Here is a 25,100-nt window from a genome sequence, read left to right as displayed (position 1 = left end):
GATCCCCATGGACTTGGACCTCGTCTCGATCCGCATCATCACCGACGACGTGGCGCGCCTCGTCGCGTTCTACGAGCGGGCCACGGGGGCGCGGGCGGCCTGGGCCACCGAGGACTTCGCGGAGCTCAGGACGGCGGGCGCGACCCTCGCGATCGCGAGCACCCGGACGGTCCCGCTGTTCGCCCCGGGCTCCGCCCGTCCGGCGGAGAACCACAGCGTGATCACCGAGTTCCTCGTCGAGGACGTGGACCGCGTGTACCGGGAGCTGGCCGGCTTCGTCACGGACGTCGTCAGTGAGCCCACCACGATGCCGTGGGGGAACCGGTCGCTGCTCTTCCGCGACCCTGACGGCAACCTCCTCAACTTCTTCACTCCTGTGACCCCGGCGGCCAAGGAGAAGTTCGCGCGGTGACTCGGGGGTGTGCGCCGGGCGTCAGGCACAGAGGCGCAGGATCTCGTCCTCGAAGCCCGGGAGCTCCCGTGCCGCCTCGTCCATGACCGTCTTCGCGGACTGCCGCCCCTCCGGGGCGAACCGTGCCGCGACCGCCGCGAGTTCGGGTACGCGGCGGGCTGGGCGGGCGCGTTCGCGCGGGTCGACGGCCTCGTACGGGCCGAAACCGTCGGCCAGCAGCCAGAGGAAGGCCGACAGGTCGCGGGCGACGACGCCCATCTCGCCCTCCGAACCGAGGTGGACGATCGGCTGCGCGGTGAGCGGCGCGGCGGGCCGGACGAGCCAAGCGGCCGTGAGACCGCCCGTCCCGTCCTGCCCGAAGACGCGGAACGCGTCGCCCGTCACCTCGCGGTTGCCCGTCCAGGCGCGGAACCACGCGGCGGTCTCCTCGGTGGACAGGAATGCGGGGTAGAGCTCGAACTCGATGCCGTCGCCCTCCGTGCCGTACTCGAACTCGACGCCCGTCAGGGCCTGGAGGGGAGGGGGAAGGCGGCGGTCGTCCGTCGGTGTCATGGGCGCACGTTAGCCGGTGCCGCCGCGGTGGCCGCGGGATGCCGCCACCGCGCATACCGCCGCCAGCGGCAGTTCCGCCGCGGCGGCCATGACCAGCGCGGAGGCCAGGTCGGCGCCCGGGGCGGCCGTCATCACGTCGAACCAGGCATCGGCGACGAGCAGGGTCGCGGCGACCGCCGCCGTGAGCGCGTGGAGGGCGTGGCGGCGTACGGCCAGGACGCCCGTCGTGATGAGGGCGAGGGCCTCCAGCGCGTCCAGCCCGACCCAGGCCGCCGACCATTTCGCGGCCGTGGTCTCGGCCGGCAGGCTCGTGGCGAGGACGAACAGCCAGGGGAGGAGGGCGACACCGCAGGCGGCCAGGACGTAGCCGAGGAGGCGGGGGCGCGGCCGGGGCGTGTGGGGTCCGAGAGGCGCGGGGGATATGCGGGACCTTGCGGGCGCGGGGTGTTCGGGCGTGGGGAGCGGGATGACCTCGGCCGCCCCGCCCCGGTGCGTCGCGACGTTCGGAGACGGCGCGCGGGCGGGGAGTCGGAGGACGTTCATCGATCGGCTCCTTCGGCGGGACGGGGTGGCGTGTTCCACGATCGCCGCGGGGAAGCCGCTGGTCACTGGCGTTGTTTGCCGTCTCGGGGTGGCACTGGTTGCACCCTCGGAGCGGACGGCAACGCCATGGTCCGGCGCCGGCCGACGGCCGTACGGTTTCGTCCATGCACCTCACCCCGCTCACCCGGCCTCTGCTGCGCCCTCTCCAGGGCGTGGGCCGGCCCGCCGCCTTCCACCTCCACGGCGCCCTGATCCAGTGCTGCTCCCTGCTGCTGTTCGCGGTGCCCTGGCTGAACGGCGGGCCGACGCGGGCGCTGAGCGTCCTGTTGGCGGTGTTCGGGATGGCGGCCGTGGTGGCGGTGTTGTCGCCGGTGCTCACGGGAATGCAGCGGACACGGTTCCGGGACCGGCTGGGAGTGGACATACCGGGCATCGCCCGGCCCGGGCGGGGGGCCGCGCCGCTGTGGGAGCAGCTCCTGGCGGGACCGCGCGCCGAGCGCTTCTGGCCGCAGGCGCGGTACCACCTGGTGTTCGGGCCGCTGACAGCCGCTGCCGCGCTGGGCGCGCTGGTCCTCGCGGTGGTGTCCGTGGCGGCCGTCACGATCTACGTCTGGATCTGGGCGCTGCCGGTCGAGGTCCGGCTGTCCCAGGCCGGCTACTCGACGCTGGCCGCCTATGTGACCGCCGGGGGTGCGGGCGGGCTGTACGCGGCGGTCTGGGCGGTGAAGGCCCTCGCCCGGCTCGACACGCGCGTCGCCCTGAGCCGGCTCGGCCCCACCCCCGCCGAGCGGTTGGCGCGGCGGGTCGAGGAGGTCACGGAGAGCAGGGCCGGCGTGGTGGACGCGGCCGACGCCGAGCGGCGGCGCATCGAACGCGACCTGCACGACGGCGCCCAGCAGCGGCTGGTGTCGATGGCCGTCAACCTGGGGCTGGCGAAGGTGACGCTGACCGACCTGCCCGAGGACGCGCGGAAGGTCATCGACGAGGCGCACCGCGAGGCGAAGGCGGCGATCCAGGAGCTGAGCGACCTCGTCCGGGGCCTGCACCCGGCGGTCCTGGAGGACCGCGGCCTGGACGCGGCCCTGTCCGGGATCGCCGACCGCGCCCCGCTGCCCGTCCGCGTCCGGGTGGACCTGGAGTCCCGGCCCGCGCCCGCGATCGAGGCCGTGGCCTACTTCGTCGTCTCCGAGGCGCTCGCCAACGTCGTCAAGCACGCGCGGGCGTCCCGGGCGGAGGTCACCGTCGAACGGATCGGGGGGATACTGCTCGTGGTCGTCTCCGACGACGGCGTGGGCGGGGCGGACGAGTCGGGCGGTACGGGCCTGGCGGGGCTGGTCAAGCGGGTCGCGTCGGTGGACGGCACCTTCTCGATCAGCAGCCCCGTGGGGGGCCCGACCGTTGTGACTGTGGAGCTGCCGTGCGCGCCGTGATCGCCGAGGATTCCGTACTGCTGCGGGTGGGGCTGGTGAAGGTCCTGGAAGCGGCGGGCTTCGAGGTGGCCGCCGAGGCCGGTGACGCGGAGGCGCTGCTCGCGGCGGTTGCGGAACACCGGCCGGACCTGGTGGTCAGCGACGTCCGGATGCCGCCCGGCTTCACGGACGAGGGCGTCCGGGCCGCCCTCGTGATCCGCCGGCAGTGGCCGGAGACCGCGGTGCTGCTGCTGTCGCAGTACGTGGAGGAGCGGTACGCGGCGGACCTGCTGACCGGTGACACCCGCGGCGTCGGCTACCTGCTCAAGCAGCGGGTCGCCGACGTCGAGGAGTTCATCGACGCGCTGCGGCGGGTGGCGGCGGGCGGCACGGCCCTGGACCCCCAGGTCGTCTCCCAGCTCCTGCTCCGGCGGCACAGCGACCCCCTCGACCGGCTCACCCCGCGCGAGCGCGAGGTGCTGGAACTGATGGCGTCGGGGCGCTCGAACGCGGGCATCGCCGCCCAACTGGTCGTCAGCGAGAGCGCGGTGGCCAAGCACATCAACAACATCCTCGCCAAGCTGGACCTGCCGAGGGCGGACGCGGACCACCGGCGGGTGCTGGCGGTCCTGCGGTTCCTGGGGGTGGGCTGAGCGGCGCCGGCCGCAGCCGCTCACAGCGCGTTGCGCAGCACCAGGAACACCACGAAGACGCCGAGGGCCGCCCAGAACAGGCCCTTGACCAGCCGCCCTTGGATCGCGCGCCCCCGCGCGTACCGCTCCGTCAGCCACACGGCGCCGCGTACGGCGCCCGGGCCGCCGAGGCACACCAGGAGCAGGGCGGCCAGGAGGCCGGAGAACCAGCCGCACGCGTTGACGCGGTCGATCTTGTAGCAGATGCCGATGAAGTCGCAGGAGGCGGTGACACGGCGTCCCGGCTCGTAGTCGCGGTCGATGTCGAGGCCGGTCCTCGGGGAGCCGCCGTCCGACGGGCGGAAGGTGCCCGAACACTCGACGGTGTCCGCACCGCGCCCACCGCCGCGCTGCGTGGTCGCCTTGTGCTCGCACCGCTCGACGGCGAAGGTCCCGCGCGCTCCCAGCGCACCTGACGCATGGCCGGAGATGCCGGCCGCGAACGACCCGAACAGCAGCCCCACCAGGACGAGGACCACCCCGCCGAACCGTATCGCCGGACCGGGCCGCCGGCGTGCGACCACCGGGATCGGGTGCCTGCGCGGGCGCGTTCTGTGTGCCATGCCAGCCGTTTCCGTAGCCGCTTCCGTCGTCGCGTCGTCGTTTTCGTGCTCAGTGACCGAGAACCCGCGAACACCACCGTCACTGCCGTGAACTTGTCAGCGGCGTCGGTTACCCGAAGATGCCGTGCCAGACTTTCTTCACACCGCTCGTCCCCTTGTGCCAGGCGGCCTTCGCGGTGTCCTCGCCCTTGTGCCACATCGCCTTCACGTCGTTGTCCACCCACGCCTGCCCGGCGTCGGCGAAGCTGTGGCCGATGCCGCTGACGACACCGTACTTGTGGATGTTGCTGCCCCAGTGGGCGTTGTGGGTCAGCTCGTAGCCGAAGGTGCCGACGCCGTAGCCGATGCCGACGGCGGCGACGACGCCCGCGGCGACCGCGGGGTTGGAGGTGGCCGCGCCGACGAGCACGCCTTCGGCGTAGGTCCCGGCGGCCATGCCCACCGCCGCGGGAGTCGCGTCCCGTACGAACGCCTCCTTGTACGACCAGCCCCGCGTCCGGTGGTCGTCGTACATCTGAAGGCCGACCATGGCGCCCGTCAGACCGGTGCTCACCGCGCCGAACTTGCCCACCGGCCCGGCCCCCCGCACCCGGTAGTCCTCCGCGATCTCGCCGATCGTGACGCGCGCGGCGCCGCTGCCCTTGACCTTGCTCTGCCACCCTTCGACGGAGGCGGCCCGGAGACGCTGGTCGCTCAGCGCGGCCCGGGCGGCCCGGCGCTGCTGGAGCTTCTCGTTCCACTCGGCACTGCCCTTGGGCAGCTTCCGCGCTTCCCGCTTCAGGTCCTTGGCGCTCTGCTTGAGCGCCTCCAGCTTCTTCGCGCTCTCCTGCGTCAGCGCGGCGGGCGTCGTGTACAACCCCCGCAGGACCTCCGACAGCGTGCAGTAGTCGGCGCCGTTGTACTGGTTCGGGTTGCCCTTGCCGAGCATCTGGTCGAGCACGGCGTTCAGGTTTCCGGTCGCCAGCTGACGCGCGTCCTGCGCCCGCTTCAGCGCCGCGTCCCGTCCCTTCCGGTACGCATCCAGCGCCGCCTTCTGGTCCTCCTTGCCCGTGGCGCCGCCCTGGCTGTCGAGGGTCAGGCCGGCCGCGCGGGCCGTGTCCTGGACGTCGCCCAGGTCGCTCTTCGCCTTCTCCAGCTCCTCCGAGAGGACGGTGACGACGTCCGACACCTGTGACATGGCCTCGGCCAGTGCCGCGCTGATCGTGCCGTCGTGTGCCCACACCGTCTGGAAGGCGTCCGCGCCGTCGCCGGTCCAGCCGGCCTCGTGGACGACGCCGCTGACCTTCTTGTTGAGCACTTTGCAGGTCGTGTCGTACTTCTCGGTGGCCGACGTGTAGTCCGTCGCGACCTTCTTGAGGCCGGCGATGTCGTCGTCGATCACTTGGACACCTTGCCCATCAGGTCGCTGAGGATCTTCTGGGTGTCGATGTCCTGGTTCTGGTAATCGCCCGCGGCGGTCCGTAGGTTGCCCCCGTGCTTCTCCACCAGGTTCGTGAGCAGCTCGTGGCCGATGCCGAACGCCTCGCTGAGCCGGAAGAGGGCCGAACTCAGGGCGATGTCACCGACGCCGGGGGTGGGCGGTGCGGCGAGCTGTCTGAACTCCCCGAGGTGCAGGGCCTCCCGGTGGAAGCCCTTGCCCGCGTCGTCGATGTGCTCGACCGTGGCCTTGAGCCGGTCAGACACGGTGGGCCTCCCACTCGACCGGGGAAGCGGCCTCCTCCGAAGGGTGAGCGGTCGGCGGGTCCACGACCACCCGGGGCACGCCCGCCTCGCCGAGCAGGAGGCGCAGCGCGCCGAACGGCAGGGCCACCCACGGCTGCTCCGGACCGAGACAGGCGACGAGCCGTTCCGCGGTGGTGAAGGCGAGCCCGCAGTCGGCCCCGTCGGCGGCGCGGCGCGCCTCGAAGACGACCTGGTCCTCGGTTCTCTGCCAGCCGTCCGCCGGACGGGGGCGCGCCGGCGCCAGGACGATGTCCTCGTCGGCGAGCGTGGTGGTACTCACGGTGCAACTCTCCTGCCGAGCCGATGAATTGAGGCAGAAGATCAGCCTAGGAAGGCCGGTGGCGCCGGTCCATCAAGGACGCGTTATCGAGGTGTCAAGGAGCCATCAGGATCGGTGTGTTACCCGCGCAGCCCGTGCAGCACCAGGCCGCAGACCGTGTCGAAGGCCGTGTCGATCTCCGGGTCGGACCACTCGGGCGCGTAGGCCGGGTCGTGGAAGCGGTTGGTGGCGTCCCAGACCGCGCGGGCGGTGCGGTCGGGGTCGGGGAGGGAGAACTCGCCGCTCTCGGTGCCGTCCCGGAGGATGCCGGCGAGCTGGCCGACCATCGTCGCGACGTGCCGTTCGACCGTGGTGCTGTTCTCGCCGACCAGGACCATGTACGTGGCGAACAGCTCCGGGTCGTCGCCCGCCTTGCGGCGCTTGGCGGCGAAGAGGGCGGTCAGCCAGTCGCGCAGGCGGCGCTCGGCGGGGGCGTCGGCGGAGGCGATGGCGGACAGGGCCGCGTGGGACTGGTCGAGCCAGCGCTCCGTGACGGCCTCCCGGAGGGCGGCCTTGCTGCCGAAGTGCCGGTAGACGCTGCCGTGGCTGACGCCGAGCGCGCGGGCGACGTCGACGACGGTCGCCTTGGCCGGGCCGAAGCGGCGCAGGACGTCCTCGGTGGCTTCGAGGATGCGGTCTTGGGTCAGGGGCTCGGGCGGCATGTGGGTACGGGTCCTTTCCTCAGGCGCCGGCGCGCCTGGGACGACCGTACCCGGCCAGGGGCGCGTCCGGGACGTGCGGGGCGGGAGCCCGGGGCCGCCGGCGCCCGGTGCGGGGCGGCCCGCCCGCCCCCGCTCACCGCTCGCTGTCCAGGTGTGCCATCTGGTCCGCCGGGTAGCGCTCGCCCGCCGCCGCGTCCGCGGGTATGGCCGTCTCGATGGCGGCGAGGTCGTCGGGGCCCAGGGTGACGTCCAGCGCGCCGAGCGCCTCCCCGAGCCGCTCGCGGGTGCGGGCGCCCACCAGGGGGACGATGTCGGTGCCCTGGGCGAGGACCCAGGCGATGGCCGTCTGGGCGACCGTCGCGCCCCGCTGCTCGGCGACCTTGCGCAGGGCGTCGACCAGGTCCAGGTTGCGCTGGAGGTTCTCGCCCTGGAAGCGGGGGCTCACCCCGCGGAAGTCGTCGGCGGCGAGCCGGCGGTCGCGGCCGAAGTGGCCGCTGATCAGGCCGCGGGAGAGGACGCCGTAGGCGGTCACGCCGATGCCCAGCTCGCGGGCGGTCGGGAGGATGCGGTCCTCGATGCCCCGCGAGATCAGCGAGTACTCGATCTGGAGGTCGGAGATCGGTGCGACGGCGGCGGCCCGGCGCAGGGTGTCGGCGCCCACTTCGGACAGGCCGATGTGGCGGACGTGCCCGGCCTGGACCAGCTCGGCGATGGCGCCGACGGTCTCCTCGATCGGCACGTCGGGGTCGACGCGGGCGATCCGGTAGACGTCGATGTGGTCGACGCCCAGCCGCTGCAGCGAGTAGGCGGCGAAGTTCCGCACCGCCGCCGGGCGGCCGTCGTAGCCCGACCAGCCGCCGTCCGGGTCGCGCAGGGCGCCGAACTTGACGCTGGTGAGCGCCCGTTCGCGGTGGGCGGCCGGGGCGGAGCGCAGCGCCTCGCCGATGAGCATCTCGTTGTGGCCCATGGCGTAGAAGTCACCGGTGTCGAGCAGGGTGACACCCGCGTCCAGGGCGGCGTGGAGGGTGGCGATCGACTCGGTCCGGTCGGCCTCGCCGTAGAGGGCGGACATGCCCATGCAGCCGAGGCCGAGGGCGGAGACCTGGGGGCCGGTGGCGCCGAGGGTGCGGTACAGCACGGGGACTCCTTCATGAGGGGAGGCGGAGGAGGACATCACCAGAGTGGCACACCGAATGACAGATTTCAATATCTGTCATTCGCTCGATGTCATTCACGGGCGTCATCCGGTGTGATGCGCGCGCCGCCCCCCGACTCACCGCCCCCGACTCACCGCCCCCTCAGCTCACTCCCCTCGGCAGCCGCGTGCTCAGTACCACCGTCGCCGCCACCGCCACCAACTGCACCCCGAACGTCGTCACCACCGCGTCCCGCATGCCCATCGAGGAGGACAGCGACAGGAACAGCGAACCGAGCGTCGCCACGCCCAGCGCCATGAACGACTGCTGCGTGGTGACCATCACCCCGCTGCCCACTCCCGCCTGCGTCGCCGGGACCTCGCTCAGCACCGCCCGCAGCGTGGGCGGCAGCAGCAGGCCCTGGCCCAGGCCCTGCACGGCCAGCGCGGGCATCGGGCCCCAGACGCCGAGGCCGTCCCAGCCCCAGTGGAACGTCAGGACCATCCCCAGCACGCCGGCGGCCTGCACCAGCGTTCCGGCGGTCACCGCGCGGCGGCCGTAGCGGGCGCCCAGCCGGGGGCCGAGCAGGGACCCCACGAAGAAGGCGACGCACAGCGGCACCAGGGCGAGTCCGGCCTCGGTCGGGTCGAGCCGCAGCCCGTCCTGCAGCACCACGGCCACGACGAACATGTAGCCGCCCCAGCCCAGTGAGAACGGCACCAGCACCGCGAGGCCGCTGCGGACCGAGCGGATCCGCAGCAGGGACGGCGGCACCAGCGGGGTCCGTCCGGCGGCCTCCAGCCGCCGTTCCACCACCCAGAAGGCCGCCGCGGCGAACGGGAAGAGGACCAGCAGCGCCCAGGCCCACACCGGCCACCCGGTCGAACGCCCCTCCGTCAGCGGCACCAGCAGCGAGACCAGGGCCACCGAGAGCAGGACCGTGCCCGCGCCGTCCACCTTGGTCGGCCGGTCCGAGCGCGTCTCCGGGATCAGCCGTGCCGCCATCAGCAGCGCGATCACCGAGAGCGGCGCGTTGACCAGGAAGATCGGGCGCCAGCCGGAGCCCGCGATGTCGGCGGAGACCAGGAAGCCGCCCAGCATCTGGCCGACCACGCTCGACACGCCGGCGGTGGCGCTGTAGAAGCTCATCGCCCGGGTGCGCCGCTCGCCGTGGGTCGCCGCCTGGATCGTCGCCAGCGCCTGCGGCAGCAACAGCGCCGAGGCGGCGCCCTGCGCGACACGGGCGACCACCAGGGTCCAGGCGTCCGGCGCCAGACCGCACGCCACGGACGTCACTCCGAACGCGGCCGTTCCCCAGAGGAACATCCGGCGCCGGCCCACCATGTCGCCCAGCCGGCCGCCGAGCACCAGCAGCACGGCGTACGCGACGCCGTACCCGCCGACGACCATCTCCAGCAGGGCCGGACCGGCGTGCAGATCGCGGTCGATGGCGGGCAGGGCGACGTTGACGATGAAGAAGTCCACCATCGGCAGGGCGGCGCCGAGGAGCACCGTGAAGAGGCCCCCGGTGCCCAGCGTCGCCAGGCGGGCGGGCGAGGGGGAAGACGAGGAGGGGGACGAGGAGGTAGGGGAGTCGGAACGGGTGGGGGCGGGAGGTGTCGAGGATGGGGCGGGTATCTCACCGGCTGTGCGTGCTGCTTCGTTCACACGACGACGATGACGCACTCCGCAACCTGGTACCAGAGACTTTCTATCCTGGTACAACGACTACCCGGCAACGGCCCTGACAGCGGGCCGCCCGTACCGCAGTCTGGAGGCATGACCACGATGGTGCAGGAGTCGCCGGCCGCCGCGCTCGTCGCCCGGGGCGACGGGACCGGGTCCCGCGGCATCGACGACGCGGCCCGCCGCGCCGAACTCGCGGCCTTCCTCCGCAGCCGCCGCGAGCGCATCACCCCCGAGCAGGTCGGCCTGCCGCGCGGCAGCCGCCGGCGGACCCCGGGGCTGCGCCGGGAGGAGGTCGCGCTGCGCGCCGCCGTGGGCGTCACCTGGTACACCTGGCTCGAACAGGGCCGGGACATCCAGGTCTCCGCCCAGGTCCTCGACGCCATCGCCCGCGCGCTGCTGCTCGACCGCGCCGAGCGCGCCCACCTCTTCGCCCTCGCCAACGCCTCGGACCCGGCCCCCAACGCCGAGCCCGTCGGCGTCCCGGCGGGGCTGCGCCTGATGCTGGAACAGCTGGAGCCCTTCCCGGCCTGCGTACAGAACGCGCGCTACGACATCCTGGCGTACAACCGCACGTACAAGCAGCTCATCTGCGACCTCGACGCCCTGCCGCCCGAGGAGCGCAACTGCCTCTGGCTGCACTTCACCAACGAGACCTGGTACGCCGACGCCCTCGACCGGGAGGACGCCAAGCGGGCCATGGCGGCGAAGTTCCGGGCCGCGATGGCCGACCACCTCGCCGAGCCGGCCTGGAAGTGCCTGCTCAAGCGGTTGCGGGACGCGTCGCCCGAGTTCCGGGAGGTGTGGGAGCGGCACGAGGTGATCCCGCCCGCGGCCAACCGGCAGCGTGTCTTCCGGCAGGCCCGGGTGGGCCTCCTCAATCTCGACCACACCAACCTCTGGACCGGACCGCACCCCGGCACCCGGCTGCTGGTCTTCACCCCGGCCGACGAGGAGACGCACGCGCGGCTGCGGCGGCTGCTGGAGCTGGTGCGGGCCGAGGAGGGGTGAGCGCCGCACACACCACGCGCGGGCCGGAGTGACCGGAGCCACGGGATCCGCCCCGCCGGATGAGGGACAATGGACGGTCGCCGTTCCCTCGGCCACCCCTGGCCGGCGGCCCGCCCGTACCCCGCACGAACGAGGAAGCGCCCCTCCATGACGCAGCTCCAGATCGGTCCGCACACCGTGCAGCCGCCGGTGGTCCTGGCCCCGATGGCCGGCATCACGAACGCGCCCTTCCGCACGCTGTGCCGCGAGTTCTCGGGTGGCAAGGGGCTCTTCGTCAGCGAGATGATCACCACCCGGGCGCTGGTCGAGCGGGACGCCAAGACCATGCGGCTGATCCACTTCGACGGCAGCGAGAAGCCGCGCTCGATCCAGCTCTACGGCGTGGACCCGCTCTACGTCGGCCGCGCCGTCCGCATGATCGTGGACGAGGACCTGGCCGACCACATCGACCTCAACTTCGGCTGCCCCGTCCCCAAGGTCACCCGCAAGGGCGGCGGCTCCGCCCTCCCCTACAAGCGGAACCTGCTGCGCGCCATCCTCCGCGAGGCCGTCGGCAACGCCGGGTCGCTGCCCGTCACCATGAAGATGCGCAAGGGCATCGACGACGACCACATCACCTTCCTGGACGCCGGCCGGATCGCCGTCGAGGAGGGCGTCACCGCCATCGCCCTGCACGGCCGCACCGCCGCCCAGCACTACGGCGGCACCGCCGACTGGGACTCCATCGCCCGGCTGAAGGAGGCCGTCCCGGAGATCCCCGTGCTCGGGAACGGCGACATCTGGTCGGCCGACGACGCCGTGCGGATGATGCGCGAGACCGGCTGCGACGGCGTCGTGGTCGGACGCGGCTGCCTCGGCCGGCCCTGGCTGTTCGGCGACCTGGTCGCCGCCTTCGACCCCGACGGGCCGCGCGAGCCCGCCGCGCCCACGCTGCGCGAGGTGGCGCGGGTCATGCTGCGCCACGCGGAGCTGCTGGGGGAGTGGCTGGAGAGCGAGGAGCGCGGAGTCATCGACTTCCGCAAGCACGTCGCCTGGTACACGAAGGGGTTCTCGATCGGGTCCGAGCTGCGGAGGCAGCTGGCCGTGACGTCGTCGCTGGCGGAGCTGGACGCTCTTCTGAGCGGGCTCGATCTGGATCAGGCGTGGCCCGCGGGGGCGGACGGGCCGCGGGGGCGGACGTCGGGGCGTAGTCGGGTCGTGCTGCCGGACGGGTGGCTGGACGATCCGTACGACTGCGCTGTGGTCGGCGCGGACGCGGAGCTCGACACGTCGGGTGGGTGAGGGCGCTTGCCCCGGCGGGGGGCGCCTGCGGCGGGCCGGTGCCCCGGTCCCGCCCTTTCGCCGATTCCTGGGGGAGCCCCCCAGACCCCCGAAACCGCGCTCCGCGCGGTTGTCCTCAAACGCCGGACGGGCTGGATGTAGCCCGTCCGGCGTTCGTCTTACGGCGTGATTCTCGCCACCTCTGATAGAGGGTGCGCTCACATGAGCGCGAGACCGGGGTGTCCACCTTCCTAAGGGTGGCACTCAGTGCCACCCACTCTGCCTTCACAAACTGACGGCCGAACGGCCTAAATATCGACGCACCGTGCTGTCGCGACTCCTTAGCGCGAAAGTGCGTTCAAGATGTGAAGAGGGAGCCCGTACACCCGCACCCCTCAAGCCACTTTCGATCTGCTGGCAGACGGGCGGTTACGCCCTCATGTCGTTGGAGTGGACCTCCTCAGAAGCCTTCGATCTGGGTACGCTCCCCGCCGTCAGGGCAACCCTCCCCACTGCGGCAGCGCTTTTCCCAGGGAGGTCCAGTGAAGGAGTCGAGTTCCGTGCCGGTATCCGAAGATCAGCAGAAGTTCGTCTACGACTTCACCGAGGGCAACAAGGACCTCAAGGATCTGCTCGGCGGCAAGGGTGCCAACCTCGCCGAGATGACCAACCTCGGCCTTCCGGTGCCGCCCGGGTTCACCATCACCACCGAGGCGTGCAAGGTCTACCTGGCCGAGGGTCAGGAGCCGCCGGCGATGCGGGACGAGGTGACGGCGCACCTCGACGCGCTGGAGGCCCGGATGGGCAAGAAGCTCGGGCAGGCCGACGACCCGCTGCTGGTCTCCGTCCGCTCCGGCGCCAAGTTCTCGATGCCGGGCATGATGGACACCGTCCTCAACATCGGGCTCTCCGACGAGTCCGTGGCGGGCCTCGCGGCGCAGGCCGGTGACGAGCGGTTCGCGTGGGACTCGTACCGCCGCCTCATCCAGATGTTCGGCAAGACCGTGCTGGGCGTCGACGGCGACCTCTTCGAGGAGGCGCTGGAGGAGGCCAAGGACGCGAAGGGCGTCTCGACCGACGTCGAGCTGGACGCCGACGACCTCCGCGCCCTCGTCGAGCGGTTCAAGGGCATCGTCGCCGAGCGGACCGGCCGGGAGTTCCCGCAGGACCCGCGCGAGCAGATGGACCTGGCCATAAGGGCCGTCTTCGACTCCTGGAACGGCGACCGCGCCAAGCTCTACCGCCGCCAGGAGCGCATCCCCGGCGACCTGGGCACCGCCGTCAACATCTGCTCCATGGTCTTCGGCAACCTCGGCCCGGACTCCGGCACCGGCGTCGCCTTCACCCGCGACCCCGCCAGCGGCCACCAGGGCGTCTACGGCGACTACCTGCAGAACGCGCAGGGCGAGGACGTCGTCGCCGGCATCCGCAACACCATGCCGCTCGCCGAGCTGGAGCGCATCGACAAGACGTCGTACGACCAGCTGATGCAGATCATGGAGACGCTGGAGACGCACTACCGCGACCTGTGCGACATCGAGTTCACGATCGAGCGCGGCAAGCTGTGGATGCTCCAGACCCGCGTCGGCAAGCGCACCGCGGGCGCCGCCTTCCGCATCGCGACGCAGCTGGTGGACCAGGGCCTGATCAGCGAGGCCGAGGCGCTCCAGCGGGTGACCGGCAACCAGCTCGCGCAGCTGATGTTCCCGCGCTTCGACGAGAAGGCGAAGACCGAGTTCCTCGGCCGGGGCATCGCCGCCTCGCCGGGTGCCGCCGTCGGCAAGGCGGTCTTCGACTCGTACACCGCCGTCAAGTGGTCCCGCTCGGGTGAGAAGGTCATCCTCATCCGCCGGGAGACCAACCCCGACGACCTCGACGGCATGATCGCCGCCGAGGGCATCCTGACCTCGCGCGGCGGCAAGACCTCGCACGCCGCCGTCGTCGCCCGCGGCATGGGCAAGACCTGCGTCTGCGGCGCCGAGGAGCTCGAAGTCGACACCAAGCGGCGGCGGATGACCGCTCCGGGCGGGATCGTCATCGAGGAGGGCGACGTCGTGTCCATCGACGGATCGTCCGGCAAGGTCTACCTCGGCGAGGTCCCCGTCGTCCCGTCGCCGGTCGTCGAGTACTTCGAGGGCCGGATGCACGCGGGCGCCGACGACGCCGACGGGCTCGTCCAGGCCGTGCACCGGATGATGGCCTACGCGGACCGGATGCGCCGGCTGCGCGTCCGCGCCAACGCCGACAACGCCGAGGACGCCGCGCGCGCCCGCCGGTTCGGCGCCCAGGGCATCGGCCTCTGCCGCACCGAGCACATGTTCCTCGGCGAGCGCCGCGAGCTGGTCGAGCGGCTGATCCTGGCCGACACCGAGACCGAGCGCGACGAGGCCCTCGGCGCCCTGCTGCCGCTCCAGAAGGCCGACTTCGTCGAGCTGTTCGAGGCCATGGACGGCCTCCCGGTCACCGTCCGGCTGCTGGACCCGCCGCTGCACGAGTTCCTCCCGGACATCACCGAGCTGTCGGTGCGCGTCGCGCTCGCCGAGGCCCGCCAGGAGGCGCACGAGAACGAACTGCGCCTGCTCCAGGCCGTGCACAAGCTGCACGAGCAGAACCCGATGCTCGGTCTGCGCGGCGTCCGCCTCGGGCTCGTCATCCCCGGCCTGTTCGCCATGCAGGTCCGGGCGATCGCCGAGGCCGCGGCCGAGCGGCGGAACGCCAAGGGCGACCCGCGCGCCGAGATCATGATCCCGCTGGTGGGCACGGTCCAGGAGCTGGAGATCGTCCGCGAGGAGGCCGAGCGCGTCATCGCCGACGTCGAGGCCGCCACCGGCACCAGCCTCAAGCTCACCCTGGGCACCATGATCGAGCTGCCGCGCGCCGCCCTGACGGCCGGTCAGATCGCGGAGGCCGCCGAGTTCTTCTCGTTCGGCACCAACGACCTGACGCAGACGGTCTGGGGCTTCTCCCGGGACGACGTGGAGGCCAGCTTCTTCACCGCGTACCTGGAGAAGGGCATTTTCGGCGTCAGCCCGTTCGAGACGATCGACAAGGACGGCGTCGGGTCCCTGGTGCGGGCCGCGGCCGAGGCCGGCCGGGCCACCCGCCCCGACCTCAAGCTCGGCGTCTGCGGCGAGCACGGCGGCGACCCGGAGTCGGTGCACTTCTTCCACGAGGTGGGCCTGGACTACGTCTCCTGCTCCCCGTTCCGCATCCCCGTCGCCCGCCTGGAGGCCGGCCGCGCCGCCGCCCTGACCGGGGCGGTGAGCGACAGCCGGTGACACCGGCCGGATGACACCGGCCTGGTGACAGGCCGGACGAACTCCGGAGCCGCCGATGGGATGACCTCGACCCTCGGACCTGGCGCGGCTCCGGTAGCAAGGAAGGGGCGGTCTCGTGCACGGGGCCGCCCCTTCCGCCTGCCCGGACGGTACGGCCGTGAGCGGTACCGCGCGTCCGGTACGCGGTTAACCCGGGCGTAACGCGATGGCCACCGGGAGATCACCGGAGCGGAACCGGCGTGTGACAGCCCGTGTCCCGGGCGCCCGCCGCGGTCCCCGTGGTACGGCGGAGGGGCGGCGCTCGTGCGGGAGCGCCGCCCCTCGTTTACTCCCCCACCGGGAGTTGTTGCCGCCCGCATCGGCTCGGGCGGCAACTCGCATACTCAGCGACCGCTTTTTCGCTCGCCACCCCCCACGGGAACGAGCTGGGGCGGCCCTGAGTGCGTGAATAGGATTTCGCTCCCGGGGTGTTCGCCGCGAGTCCTTTCAACTGTGGCCAAAAGGGCGTGGTAACAGCACGTATCGGTGTGCATACTCAGTGGGCGGGGGGTGACGGCGGATGTCTCATGTGGGGGTTTGGTGCTGCGTGTCCATTTCACTGGACTCGATCTGGCCCGGTTGCGCCTGGCCGGAGACCCGGACGTGCTCTGGGAAACCGTATTGAGTCTGCACCGGCTGCGGGACAAACAAGGCGAGTCGATCTACGGCGATTGGCGCACCGAAACCCGCACTCGGTTGAATAGTGAAACTCGGTTGCTGGCCCCGCTGGTTCCGCCCCGGGGCTATTTCCCGGACTTCCTGACACCGGCCGAAGGCGTACTCGGACTGGAGACCGGCGTGGAGGCGCTGCGCGCGACTCCGGCCGACCGGATCCACGACGAGCTGGGCCGGCTGTCCACGGTCCGCACCCTGCCCGCTTGGATACGATCGCTGGCCGAGGGCGACGCCCGGGCGTTCGGCAAGCTGATCACCGCCCTGCACGACTACCACGAGGCGGCCATCGCGCCGTACTGGGCGCACATCCAGGCGCGGATCGAGGCCGACCGCGCCATCCGCGGCCGGGCCCTCCTCGACGGCGGGGCGGACGCGCTGCTGTCCTCGTTGCCGCCCACCATGCGCTGGCACGCGCCGGTGCTGGAATGCGACTACCCGGTCGACCGCGACCTGCGCCTGAACGGGCGGGGCCTGTTGCTGGTGCCGTCCTTCTTCTGCCGTGGCAACCCCGTCACCCTGCGGAACCCGGACCTGACGCCCGTCCTCGTCTACCCGGCCAGGCACTGCGCGGAGTCCGCGCCTCCGGTGCAGGACGCGCCGCGCTCGCTGGGTAAGCTGGTGGGGCAGACCCGGTCGGCGGTGCTGGGCTCCATCGGCGGCGGCTGCACCACCAGTGAACTCGCCCGCCGCGTCGGGGTGTCGGCGGCCTCGGCCAGTCAGCACGCGGGCGTCCTGCGCGAGGCCGGCCTGGTGCTCACGCTGCGGCACGGCAGCGCCGTCCTGCACACCCTCACCCCGCTCGGCGCGGCCCTGCTGCGCGGCGGGCACCGGCCGCAGGCCCGGCGGGAGCGGCCGGCGTTCCAGGAGCGGTCGCCCTGGGCGGTTTGAACGGGGCCTGCCGGCCGCGCTCTCAGTCGTCGATCCCCGACCGTTCCACGCCCGCCACGATGTACCGCTGGAGGAACAGGAACACCACCAGCAGCGGCACGATCGAGACGGCCGCCGCCACGAACAGCTCGTGCAGGTTGACCGTCTGCGCGTTGTTCAGGGTCGACAGGGCCACCTGGACCGTCCACGCGTCCCGGTCCTGGCCGATGACCAGCGGCCACAGGAACGCGTTCCAGGCGCCGATGAAGACGATCGTGCCGACGGCGGCGAAGACCGGCCGCGAGTTGGGGACGACGACGCGCCAGTACGTCCGCCAGTACCCCAGCCCGTCCACCTGGGCCGCGTCCTCCAACTCCCGCGGGAATCCCAGGAAGTACTGCCGGAAGACGAAGCAGGCGAAGGCGCTGAACAGGGTGGGCACGATCAGGCCGCGCAGCGTGGAGACCCAGCCCAGCGACGACACCAGCACGAACGAGGGCACGAAGGTGACGGCGGCCGGCACCATCAGGGTGCCCAGGATCGCGTAGAAGACGGCGTTCGCGTGCCGGTACGGGATGCGGGCCAGGCCGTATCCCGCGAGCGAGGCGAGCACCAGCGTGCCGGCGGTCGTGGCGACCGCGATCAGCGTGGAGTTGAGGAGCGCGTGCGCCATCGGCACGTTCGGGTCGTCGAACAGCTCCCGGACGTTCGACCAGTGCAGCGCGCGGGGGAAGAACGTCCAGTCGGGGGCGGTGATGTCGCTCTCGGAGGCGAGCCCGTTCCGCAGCAGCAGGTAGAACGGGACCAGGAACAGCGCGGCCAGCGCGATCAGCAGCGTCAGCCGCAGCGCGCGGCCGGCGCGGACGAGGGCGTCGTGGACGGGGTTCTCGCGGCTCTCACGGGATGCGGGCACGGTGTCACTCCTCCTTCCGGCCGAGGCCGGACCAGCGCGCCTGGACGACCGTCACCACCGCGATCACCAGCGCCAGCACGACGGCCCCCGCGCTGCCCAGACCCAGGTCCTGGCCCTGGCCGAGCGCGGTGTAGTACAGGTAGACCAACGGCGGCCGGGCGTACGGCGGGTAGCCGCGCGCGTCCGACAGCAGGTTGAAGAACTCGTCGAACGCCTGGAAGGCGTTGATGACGAGCAGCAGCGCCACCGCCACCGAGGTGGCGCGCAGCGCGGGGAACGTGATGTACCGGAACGTCTGCCAGCCGGGGCGGGCCCCGTCGAGCGCCGCCGCCTCGTACAGCCGGACGGGGATGCGCTGCAGCCCGGCCAGGAACAGGATCATGTAGAAGCCGGTCTGGAGCCAGAGCCGTACCGTGCCGATGACCAGCCAGTACCAGGGCGGATGGGTGGTCGCCAGCCAGGCGACGGGCTCGGCGCCGAACCAGCCGAGGACGGTGTTGGCCAGCCCGAAGCGCACCCCGTTGAAGATCGACATCTTCCAGACGAGGGCGGCCACCACGTATGAGCAGGCGGTCGGCAGGAAGAAGACCGAGCGGAAGAACGCCTGGGCCCACCGCAGCCGGTTGACCGCCAGCGCCAGGGCGAGGGAGAGCGCGAAGGTGGCCGGGACGATGATCGCGGAGAAGACCGCGAAGGTGGTCAGCGAGGAGCGGAACTCCGGGTCGGACAGGATCCGGCGGTAGTTGCCGAGGCCGGCGAAGTCGCGGGGCGTGACCGTGTTGTGCGCGTCGAAGAAGCTGAGGACGACGCTCCAGCCGAGCGGGACGTAGGTGAACAGCGCCAGACCGACGGCGAAGGGGCCGACGAAGACCCAGAACCAGAGGGTACGGTTCCGCTGCCGGCGGGTGGCCTTCGGCTTGGGCGACCGGAGGACGGCCGGCGGCATTCAGGACCTCTTCCGGACGCGGGCGAGTTCGGCCTCCGTCGTCCGCACCACCGCCTTGAGCTGCCCCTCCGGGTCGGCGCCGTCCTTGATGATCCGGCTCAGCGCGTCCTGGTAGGCGACCTTGCTCGCGACCGTCCACAGCAGAGGGTCGGCGTGGCCGTGTTCGGCCGCGTACCGGGACGCCTCCGCGGCGGGCCCCCGCCGCAGCCGGTCCGCCTTGCGGGCGAGGGAGATCCGGGCCGGCAGGTGCAGGCCGTAGGAGAGGGCGAAGTCCTCCTGGTAGCGGGTCTGTTCGACCCACAGCCAGCGGACGTACTCCTTGGCCTCCTCCTTCCTGTCGCTCCGCGCGCTGACCGCCGCCGCGTACGCCCCGACCGGCACGGCCGGCTTGCCCGCCGGGCCGTCGGCGGGGAACGGCAGCACCCCCACGTCGTCGCCGAGCGCCTTGGTGATCTGCGGCAGTGCCCAGAGTCCGGACCACTGCATGGCCGTGAGGCCCTGGACGAAGGCGGACGGGTCGGACCAGTCGGCGGGGGCGCCCAGCAGCAGCGACTTGTCCTCGTACAGCCGGCGGATCTTGGCGAGGGCGCGGGCGGCGGCCGGGTCGTCGAAACCGACCTTGCCGTCGGCGGTGACGGGGGAGAGGCCGGCGGCGTACAGCGGGGTCGCGCCGAGGACGCCCGCGCCGCCGTCGTTGCCGAGGAAGAGGCCCTTGATCCGCCGGTCGGTGAGCCGCCGGGCGGCGTCCACCAGCTCGTCCAAGGAGCGCGGCGGCCGGACGCCCGCCTTGTCGAGCAGGCTCTTGCGGTAGTAGAGGAACTGGGCGTCGACGGTCTGCGGGATGCCCCAGATCCGGCCGCCGTGCGTCTTGGGTGCCAGGACGGACTGCTGGAAGTCGTCCTTGACGTCCTTGACCAGGTCGGTGAGGTCGACGACCTGACCGCCGAGGATCTGGTCGAGGGTCGGGCCGTTGACCTCGAACACGTCCGGGCCGGAGCCGGAGAGCAGGGCGGCGGCGGTCTGCTGGTCGTAGTTGCCCGGCCGCCACTGGACGGAGACCCGGGTCTTCTTGTACGCGGCGGCGTAGCGCCGGACCGCCTGCTCGGTGCCGGCCTCCCCGTACTGGTGGTACCAGTGCGACAGGCCACCGCCGGAACCGCCGCCTCCGCGACCGGTGTTGGAGCCGCACGCGGCGGCGGTCGCGCCGGCGAGCGCGAGGCCGCCGCCGGCGGCGAGGAGTCTTCTGCGGGTGATCGGCATGGTGCTGTCCCCCTTGGGTGCGTCGGCTGTACTGCGGTGTTGCGGTGTTGCGGAGTTGTGGCGTTGCGGCGTTCCCGCGCTGCGACGGTGCGGTGGTGCGGCTCCGCGGCGGTGGTGCGGCCGGTGGGGTGGGTGGTACGGCCGGTGTGATGGCCGTTCCGTGGCCGGGCCGGGTGGCGGCCCGACAAGTCAACGATCAACGATGCGGTGCGATCACGACAGGGGTGTTGCACCGGCATGTCGATCGTTCCGGCCACCGGGAGCGGCCCGGTCCCGCACCGGGAGCGGTCGATTTTCGGACACTTATTCGAGATATCACCCTCGTATACCCTGAAACGGCCCGTGCCGGGGACCCGGCCGGCACCGACCAGCCCACCCGGCCGGGAGCCACGCCCCGACCGCAGGAACGGAGCGCGCACCCATGCCCGGCCCGGACGTCACGGTCATCATCGCCGCGTACAACGCCATGCCGTACGTGACCCGCAGTGTCACGTCCGTGCTCGACCAGACCCTGGGGGCCGACCGGATCGAGCTGATCGTCGTCGACGACGGTTCCACCGACGGCACCGCCGCCGAGCTGGACCGGCTCGCGGACGGCGCGCCCTGCATGCGCGTGATCCACCAGCCGAACTCCGGCGGCCCCGCCGGCCCGCGCAACCTCGGCCTGGACCGGGCCACCGGCCGCCACGTCTTCTTCCTGGACGCCGACGACCACCTCGGTCCTGAGGCCCTGGAACGCATGGTCGCCGCCGCCGACAAGAACGGCTCCGACGTCGTCCTCGGCCGGATCGTCGGCGAGGGCGGCCGCCGCGCGCCCACCTCCATGTTCGGCCGGAACCAGCCGAAGACCGACGTGTTCTCGTCCCGCGTCTACTGGACGCTCAACCCGATGAAGCTGTTCCGGCGCGAGCTGATCGACCGGCTCGGCCTGCGCTTCGAGACCGGCCTGTCGATCGGCGAGGACCAGCCGTTCACCGCGACCGCGTACCTGGAGGCCGCGGCGATCTCCGTCGTCGCCGACTACGACTGCCTGTACTGGGTGGCCCGCGAGGACGGCAACAACATCACCGCGCAGCCGCACGGCACCCGGATGCGTATGGACCTGTTCCGGATGATGACGGAGCTGGTCGCACAGCACACCGAACCGGGCGAGCGGCGCGACGTCCTGATGCACCGTCACTTCGCCGTCGAGCTGCGCGACGCCGTCCTCCAGCTCTGCCGCGAGCCCTATCGCGACACACAGGACGCGCTCCTCAAGGAACTCGGCGAGCTGATCGAGCCGTACTACCACGAGGGACTGGCCGCCCGGCTGCCCGCCATGGTCCGGCTGCGCTGCCACCTCATCCGTGAGGGGCTGCTCGACGAGCTCCTCACCGTCGTCCGCTGGGAGCTGGACCGGGGCGCCGCCAGCTACGGCATCACCACGCTCGCCGCCACCGCCGCCCAGGGCCCCGACATCCGCACCGAGGACGGCCGCGCGTACGCGGAGTACCCCTACTTCCGCGACTCCACGCTCAACATCCCCGACGACTGCTACGACATCACCTCCGAACTGCGCGTCCGCCACTTCCTGGAGACCGCGGAGTTCGAGGGCGGCACGCTGCGGCTGGCCGGGCACGCGTACGTGCACCGAATAGCCGGCGAGGTCACCGCCGAACTGCTCGTGCGCAAGCGCGGCAGCGCCGTCGAGCACCGCCTCCCCGTGCGGCACGTTCCCACGCCGGACCTGGGCGCGGACGAGGACGGCGGGCAGTTCCGCCACCCGGACGCGGGCTTCGACGTGACCGTGGACCTCGCCACGGCGGCCGGCGGGGCGCCGCTCGGCCCCGGCCTGTGGGACTTCACCCTGGCGGTGGACGCCCAGGGCGTCAGGAAGGAAGCGCGCCTCGGCAGCCGGCGCGCGGAGACGGTCACCTCCGAGACGGTGACGGTGGTGACGGGAGAGGGCACGGCGGCGGCCCTCTTCACCACCAAGCCGTACGGGAACCTGTCGCTCGACGTGGGGGAGACGCGGCACCGCGTCCTGCCGCACCTGTCCGTGGACCGCGCGTCCTGGGCCGAGGAGGGCTCGGCCGACCTCGCCGTGACCGGCCGCTGCACCCTTTCCGGCTGGCCGGCCGGGGCGTTGACGCTGCGTGCCACCGAGGTGTCGACCGGCGCCGTGCGCTCGGTGCCCGTCGCGCCGGGCTCGGACGGCGCTTTCTCCGTGCGGTACGACTGCGCGGCCTCGCCGGGGGAGTGGCGCTTCGAGCTGCGGCTTTCGGCCGGGGCCGGGGAGTGGGCCGTTCCGGTCCCGCCGGGGCGGCTTGCCGCGGCGCGGTGGCAGCGGTTCGGGTTGCCGTGGTACGCGAAGGTGGTCGAGGGGCGGGATGTGTTGGTGGTGCGGGTGGGGAGAGTGGAGCTTTTGAAGGGGGTGCGGGGACGGTTGAAGCGGCGGTAGCCGCTCGGGGGTTGTGCCCCGGCCGCAGGCGGCCTCAGCCCACCCGGAACCGCAGCCGGCAGATCACCGCGTCCGTATCCCGCCGCACCGCGTGCGCGACCACCGCCCCCCGCTGGTTCTGCAGCAACCGCTGCCACAGCCGGGCCGGTTCCACCTCCGGGATGAGGACGATGACCCGGTTGTCGGGGTGGCGGTCGGCGACCTCCTGAACGTAGTCGACGATAGGGCGCCCCAGCGCCCGGTCCGGGGCGGGGAGTTCGACCAGCTCGACGCCCGGCCTCCACAGATCCCAGTCGCGCCGCAGCGATTCGACGGCACGCCGCCCCTCCGCGTCGGGCGGAGCGACGGTCACGGCGACGACCTCGTCGCCGAGAGAAACGGCGGCGGTCAGCGCCTTGCTGGTGAGGCGCGAGAGGGACGAGACGGGCACGACGACGACGGAGTGGCAGCGGCGGGGCGGCTCCGGCACCCGGCCCAGCGCCAGCCCGTCGCCGATCCGGGTGTACGCGCGGTGGACGGCCTCGAAGACCAGCACCATCAGGGGGAGGGCCAGGACGATGAGCCAGGCGCCCTCCGAGAACTTCGTCGCCGTGACGACGACCGCCGACACCCCGGTGAGCAGCGCGCCGAAACCGTTCAGCAGGGCCTTGCCGCGCCACCCGGACGACCGTTCCAGCCGCCAGTGCCGGACCATCCCCACCTGGCAGACGGTGAAGCCGACGAACACGCCGATCGCGAACAGCGGCACCAGCGTGTTGACGTCGCCGCCGGAGAAGACCAGCAGCAGCGCCGAGACGGCGGCCAGCGCGAGGACGCCGTGCCGGTGCACCTGGCGGTCGGCCTTGAGGGAGAAGACGTGGGGCAGGTAGTTGTCCCGGGCGAGGAGGCTCATCAGGACGGGCAGCCCGCCGAAGGAGGTGTTGGCGGCCAGCGCCAGCAGGACGACGGTGGCGAACTGCACGACGTAGAAGGCCCAGTTGTGGCCGAGCGAGGCGTCCGCCAGCTGGGCGAGCACGGTGACGCCCTCCACCGGCTGGAGGTGGAAACGCCCGATGAGGACCGACAGGCCGATCAGCATCGCGCCCAGGAGCGCGCCGAGTGCCACCTCCGTGCGCTGGGCGCGGCGGGCGCGCGGGGCGCGGAAGGAGGGCACGGCGTTGGCCACGGCCTCGACGCCGGTGAGGGCGGAGCAGCCGGCGGCGAACGCCTTGAGCAGCAGCAGGGCGCCGACCGTGGTCGCGTCGGAGCCCAGCGCGGACGCGTGCCCGGCGGCGGCCTCGGTGCTCGCGGGCGCGTCCCGGAACAGCCCGACGACGATCATGGTGAGGATCGAGCCGACGAAGACGGCGGTCGGGATGATGAACGCCTTCGCCGACTCCGCGATGCCCCGCAGGTTCACCCCCGTGACCAGCGCCAGGACGCCCAGGCAGATCCACAGCCGGTGGGGGTGGAGGCCGGGGAAGGCGGAGGTGAGGGCGGCGACGCCGGCGGTGACGGAGACCGCCACGTTCAGCACGTAGTCCAGGACCAGTGAGGCGGCCGTGACGAGGGAGGTGCGGCGGCCGAGGTGGCGCTTGGCCACCGCGTACGAGCCGCCGCCGTCCGGGAAGGCGGCGATGACCTGCCGGTAGGAGGCGACGAGCACGGCGAGCAGGGCCGCGATGGCGAGGGTGACGGGCAGGGTGCAGCCCAGGCCGTGGGCGCCGGCCGCGGCCAGCACCAGGACGATCGACTCGGGGCCGTACGCGACGGAGGCCATCGCGTCGAGCGACAGCGCGGCCAGGCCCTGGAGGGCGGTGAGCCGGTGCTGTTCCTCCCGAAGGCCCTCGTGCCCGGCCTTCGTATCCGGCGGTTCCTCGCCGGTCCCGTCGAGCCGTTCTTCCGTGTGGGCCGGCGTGGACATCTCTCTTCGTACCTCCGTGACGTGGGAGGCTCAGCCTGCGGTGGAGGCGACCGAAAGACACTGATCCTTGGCGGTCTCTTGGCGCCTTCCGTGGCCATCTTGGCGGTTCTTTAACGGATGTTGACCGCCCCTCTGTCAAGAGGACGTCAGGAGGCCGTCAGGTTCGGACACGTTTCCGTCAGCTTGGCGTCAATGGGCGCGGGATCGGCGCGCGGACGGCCCTAACCTCACGCCATGGGACGGCGACCGACCGTAAGGACGCGCAGACACGGACCCCGCTCCGGGCGCCCCGCCGCCACGGCCACCGGCGGGGTACTCGCCCGGGACCGCGGCTGGCGGCGCGAGGCCCGCGAGGCGTGGTGCTGGGGGATGGCGCTCGGCGGCCTCCTCACCCTCGTCGACCTGCTGCGCGGCGAACTCGACGCGGTACGGGCCTGCTGCTGGGCCGCGCTCGGCACGGCCCTGGTGGCCGTCCTGCGGCCACCCCGCGTCACCGCCGGCGACGGCTGGCTGGCCTCCCGCGGCCTCCTCCGCGAGCGGCGGGTCCGGACGGATCTGCTCACCCGCGTACGGCAGTTGGACGGGATGGCGCCCCGGCTCGTCCTCCAGGACGTGGGCGGGGGGCGGGTGGAGCTCGACCCGCGGGTGCTGTGGACGAACCCGCTGCTCTGGCACCAGGTGGAGCGCGGTGCCCGACGGGCGTCGGAACGGGGACTGCTGCGGGAGGGCGCACCGGTGCTCGCGGCTCTGGCGAGCCGGATCGACGGGGAGGGAGCGCGGGGGGTGCTTCGGGCGTCGGGGTTGGAGTGAGG

At 72.4% G+C, this 25,100-nt stretch carries 22 protein-coding genes; 9 read left to right on the top strand and 13 right to left on the bottom strand.

From position 1 onward, the window contains the following. The first annotated feature begins 13 nt into the window (after window positions 1–13). Window positions 14–412 carry a VOC family protein gene (locus J7W19_RS10120; protein WP_040889901.1) on the top strand — a complete coding sequence of 133 codons (399 nt, stop codon included), beginning with the start codon at window positions 14–16 and terminating at the stop codon, window positions 410–412. A gap of 21 nt (window positions 413–433) precedes the next feature. Here the strand turns inward: J7W19_RS10120 and J7W19_RS10115 are convergent, their stop codons facing one another. Next, window positions 434–964 (bottom strand): hypothetical protein, encoded by a 531-nt coding sequence (locus tag J7W19_RS10115; RefSeq protein ID WP_004945220.1) that lies wholly within the window; start codon window positions 962–964, stop codon window positions 434–436. Window positions 965–973: 9 nt separating this feature from the next. Further along, on the bottom strand, window positions 974–1,507 hold the full coding sequence (locus tag J7W19_RS10110) for a hypothetical protein (protein WP_004945223.1): 534 nt from the start codon (window positions 1,505–1,507) through the stop codon (window positions 974–976). A 164-nt stretch (window positions 1,508–1,671) separates the two neighbouring features. Here J7W19_RS10110 and J7W19_RS10105 point away from each other — a divergent pair, with 164 nt between their 5' ends. Further along, window positions 1,672–2,937, top strand: coding sequence for a sensor histidine kinase (locus tag J7W19_RS10105; protein WP_004945226.1), 1,266 nt, complete (start codon window positions 1,672–1,674; stop codon window positions 2,935–2,937). Further along, a complete protein-coding gene (locus tag J7W19_RS10100; protein ID WP_004945229.1) occupies window positions 2,925–3,569 on the top strand; it encodes a response regulator in 645 nt (214 codons plus the stop codon). Before J7W19_RS10105 ends, J7W19_RS10100 begins: the two co-directional genes overlap by 13 nt. 20 nt (window positions 3,570–3,589) lie before the next feature. Here J7W19_RS10100 and J7W19_RS10095 read toward each other — a convergent pair whose 3' ends face one another. From J7W19_RS10095 to J7W19_RS10065, 7 genes are all read right to left on the bottom strand, one after another. Further along, a complete protein-coding gene (locus tag J7W19_RS10095) occupies window positions 3,590–4,171 on the bottom strand; it encodes a hypothetical protein (protein WP_040889890.1) in 582 nt (193 codons plus the stop codon). A gap of 109 nt (window positions 4,172–4,280) precedes the next feature. Continuing rightward, window positions 4,281–5,552 carry a GumC domain-containing protein gene (locus J7W19_RS10090; RefSeq protein ID WP_004945234.1) on the bottom strand — a complete coding sequence of 424 codons (1,272 nt, stop codon included), beginning with the start codon at window positions 5,550–5,552 and terminating at the stop codon, window positions 4,281–4,283. Then, a complete protein-coding gene (locus J7W19_RS10085) occupies window positions 5,549–5,854 on the bottom strand; it encodes a DUF6317 family protein (protein ID WP_004945237.1) in 306 nt (101 codons plus the stop codon). The genes J7W19_RS10090 and J7W19_RS10085 overlap by 4 nt, the downstream gene beginning before the upstream one ends. Further along, window positions 5,847–6,173 (bottom strand): SAV_915 family protein, encoded by a 327-nt coding sequence (locus tag J7W19_RS10080; protein ID WP_004945241.1) that lies wholly within the window; start codon window positions 6,171–6,173, stop codon window positions 5,847–5,849. Before J7W19_RS10080 ends, J7W19_RS10085 begins: the two co-directional genes overlap by 8 nt. Before the next feature lie 119 nt (window positions 6,174–6,292). Further along, window positions 6,293–6,874, bottom strand: coding sequence for a TetR family transcriptional regulator (locus J7W19_RS10075; RefSeq protein WP_004945244.1), 582 nt, complete (start codon window positions 6,872–6,874; stop codon window positions 6,293–6,295). A gap of 133 nt (window positions 6,875–7,007) precedes the next feature. Then, a complete protein-coding gene (locus tag J7W19_RS10070) occupies window positions 7,008–8,012 on the bottom strand; it encodes an aldo/keto reductase (protein ID WP_004945246.1) in 1,005 nt (334 codons plus the stop codon). Between the two features lie 160 nt (window positions 8,013–8,172). After that, window positions 8,173–9,498, bottom strand: coding sequence for an MFS transporter (locus J7W19_RS10065; protein ID WP_233478250.1), 1,326 nt, complete (start codon window positions 9,496–9,498; stop codon window positions 8,173–8,175). Window positions 9,499–9,789: 291 nt separating this feature from the next. Between J7W19_RS10065 and J7W19_RS10060 the strand changes: the two genes are divergently transcribed. The 4 genes from J7W19_RS10060 to J7W19_RS10045 all read left to right on the top strand — a co-directional run bounded on the left by J7W19_RS10060 (window position 9,790) and on the right by J7W19_RS10045 (window position 16,847). Then, a complete protein-coding gene (locus tag J7W19_RS10060; protein WP_106429626.1) occupies window positions 9,790–10,707 on the top strand; it encodes a helix-turn-helix transcriptional regulator in 918 nt (305 codons plus the stop codon). A gap of 147 nt (window positions 10,708–10,854) precedes the next feature. Continuing rightward, window positions 10,855–11,988 (top strand): tRNA dihydrouridine synthase DusB, encoded by a 1,134-nt coding sequence (gene dusB, locus J7W19_RS10055; protein WP_004945254.1) that lies wholly within the window; start codon window positions 10,855–10,857, stop codon window positions 11,986–11,988. Between the two features lie 539 nt (window positions 11,989–12,527). Beyond that, a complete protein-coding gene (gene ppdK, locus J7W19_RS10050; RefSeq protein WP_040889906.1) occupies window positions 12,528–15,245 on the top strand; it encodes a pyruvate, phosphate dikinase in 2,718 nt (905 codons plus the stop codon). 579 nt (window positions 15,246–15,824) lie between these two features. After that, on the top strand, window positions 15,825–16,847 hold the full coding sequence (locus J7W19_RS10045) for an ArsR/SmtB family transcription factor (RefSeq protein ID WP_078588038.1): 1,023 nt from the start codon (window positions 15,825–15,827) through the stop codon (window positions 16,845–16,847). Between the two features lie 22 nt (window positions 16,848–16,869). On the opposite strand, the gene J7W19_RS10040 is transcribed toward J7W19_RS10045, so the two are convergent. From J7W19_RS10040 to J7W19_RS10030, 3 genes are read right to left on the bottom strand one after another with little or no spacing between them, the layout of a single operon-like run. Next, window positions 16,870–17,739, bottom strand: a complete 870-nt coding sequence (locus J7W19_RS10040; protein ID WP_004945262.1) for a carbohydrate ABC transporter permease — start codon at window positions 17,737–17,739, stop codon at window positions 16,870–16,872. A gap of 4 nt (window positions 17,740–17,743) precedes the next feature. Beyond that, window positions 17,744–18,685, bottom strand: coding sequence for a carbohydrate ABC transporter permease (locus J7W19_RS10035; RefSeq protein ID WP_004945266.1), 942 nt, complete (start codon window positions 18,683–18,685; stop codon window positions 17,744–17,746). Next, complete coding sequence (locus J7W19_RS10030) at window positions 18,686–19,945, bottom strand: ABC transporter substrate-binding protein (RefSeq protein WP_004945268.1); 1,260 nt, start codon at window positions 19,943–19,945, stop codon at window positions 18,686–18,688. It lies immediately after the preceding gene. A 421-nt stretch (window positions 19,946–20,366) separates the two neighbouring features. Between J7W19_RS10030 and J7W19_RS10025 the strand changes: the two genes are divergently transcribed. Continuing rightward, complete coding sequence (locus tag J7W19_RS10025; protein WP_004945271.1) at window positions 20,367–22,385, top strand: glycosyltransferase family 2 protein; 2,019 nt, start codon at window positions 20,367–20,369, stop codon at window positions 22,383–22,385. A 34-nt stretch (window positions 22,386–22,419) separates the two neighbouring features. On the opposite strand, the gene J7W19_RS10020 is transcribed toward J7W19_RS10025, so the two are convergent. Beyond that, the gene (locus J7W19_RS10020) at window positions 22,420–24,288 is read right to left on the bottom strand and encodes an APC family permease (RefSeq protein ID WP_004945274.1); all 1,869 of its coding nucleotides are present in this window, start codon (window positions 24,286–24,288) and stop codon (window positions 22,420–22,422) included. A gap of 234 nt (window positions 24,289–24,522) precedes the next feature. Between J7W19_RS10020 and J7W19_RS10015 the strand changes: the two genes are divergently transcribed. Beyond that, complete coding sequence (locus J7W19_RS10015; protein WP_233478085.1) at window positions 24,523–25,098, top strand: hypothetical protein; 576 nt, start codon at window positions 24,523–24,525, stop codon at window positions 25,096–25,098. Window positions 25,099–25,100: the final 2 nt, after the last annotated feature.

It is taken from the genome of Streptomyces mobaraensis NBRC 13819 = DSM 40847 (assembly GCF_017916255.1).
GTDB classification, from domain to species: Bacteria; Actinomycetota; Actinomycetes; order Streptomycetales; family Streptomycetaceae; genus Streptomyces; species Streptomyces mobaraensis.
The sequence above is the reverse complement of the archived record's forward strand: the minus strand, read 5'-3'. Positions and strand labels throughout refer to the sequence as shown.

Excerpts from the sequence above, each read along its gene's own strand:
- J7W19_RS10115 (WP_004945220.1), bottom strand. The coding sequence starts at position 964 with ATGACACCGACGGACGACCGCCGCCTTCCCCCTCCCCTCCAGGCCCTG.
- J7W19_RS10110 (WP_004945223.1), bottom strand. The coding sequence starts at position 1,507 with ATGAACGTCCTCCGACTCCCCGCCCGCGCGCCGTCTCCGAACGTCGCG.
- J7W19_RS10105 (WP_004945226.1), top strand. The coding sequence starts at position 1,672 with ATGCACCTCACCCCGCTCACCCGGCCTCTGCTGCGCCCTCTCCAGGGC.
- J7W19_RS10095 (WP_040889890.1), bottom strand. The coding sequence starts at position 4,171 with ATGGCACACAGAACGCGCCCGCGCAGGCACCCGATCCCGGTGGTCGCA.
- J7W19_RS10075 (WP_004945244.1), bottom strand. The coding sequence starts at position 6,874 with ATGCCGCCCGAGCCCCTGACCCAAGACCGCATCCTCGAAGCCACCGAG.
- J7W19_RS10065 (WP_233478250.1), bottom strand. The coding sequence starts at position 9,498 with ATGGTGGACTTCTTCATCGTCAACGTCGCCCTGCCCGCCATCGACCGC.
- J7W19_RS10060 (WP_106429626.1), top strand. The coding sequence starts at position 9,790 with ATGACCACGATGGTGCAGGAGTCGCCGGCCGCCGCGCTCGTCGCCCGG.
- dusB (WP_004945254.1), top strand. The coding sequence starts at position 10,855 with ATGACGCAGCTCCAGATCGGTCCGCACACCGTGCAGCCGCCGGTGGTC.
- J7W19_RS10035 (WP_004945266.1), bottom strand. The coding sequence starts at position 18,685 with ATGCCGCCGGCCGTCCTCCGGTCGCCCAAGCCGAAGGCCACCCGCCGG.
- J7W19_RS10030 (WP_004945268.1), bottom strand. The coding sequence starts at position 19,945 with ATGCCGATCACCCGCAGAAGACTCCTCGCCGCCGGCGGCGGCCTCGCG.
- J7W19_RS10025 (WP_004945271.1), top strand. The coding sequence starts at position 20,367 with ATGCCCGGCCCGGACGTCACGGTCATCATCGCCGCGTACAACGCCATG.
- J7W19_RS10020 (WP_004945274.1), bottom strand. The coding sequence starts at position 24,288 with ATGTCCACGCCGGCCCACACGGAAGAACGGCTCGACGGGACCGGCGAG.
- J7W19_RS10015 (WP_233478085.1), top strand. The coding sequence starts at position 24,523 with ATGGGACGGCGACCGACCGTAAGGACGCGCAGACACGGACCCCGCTCC.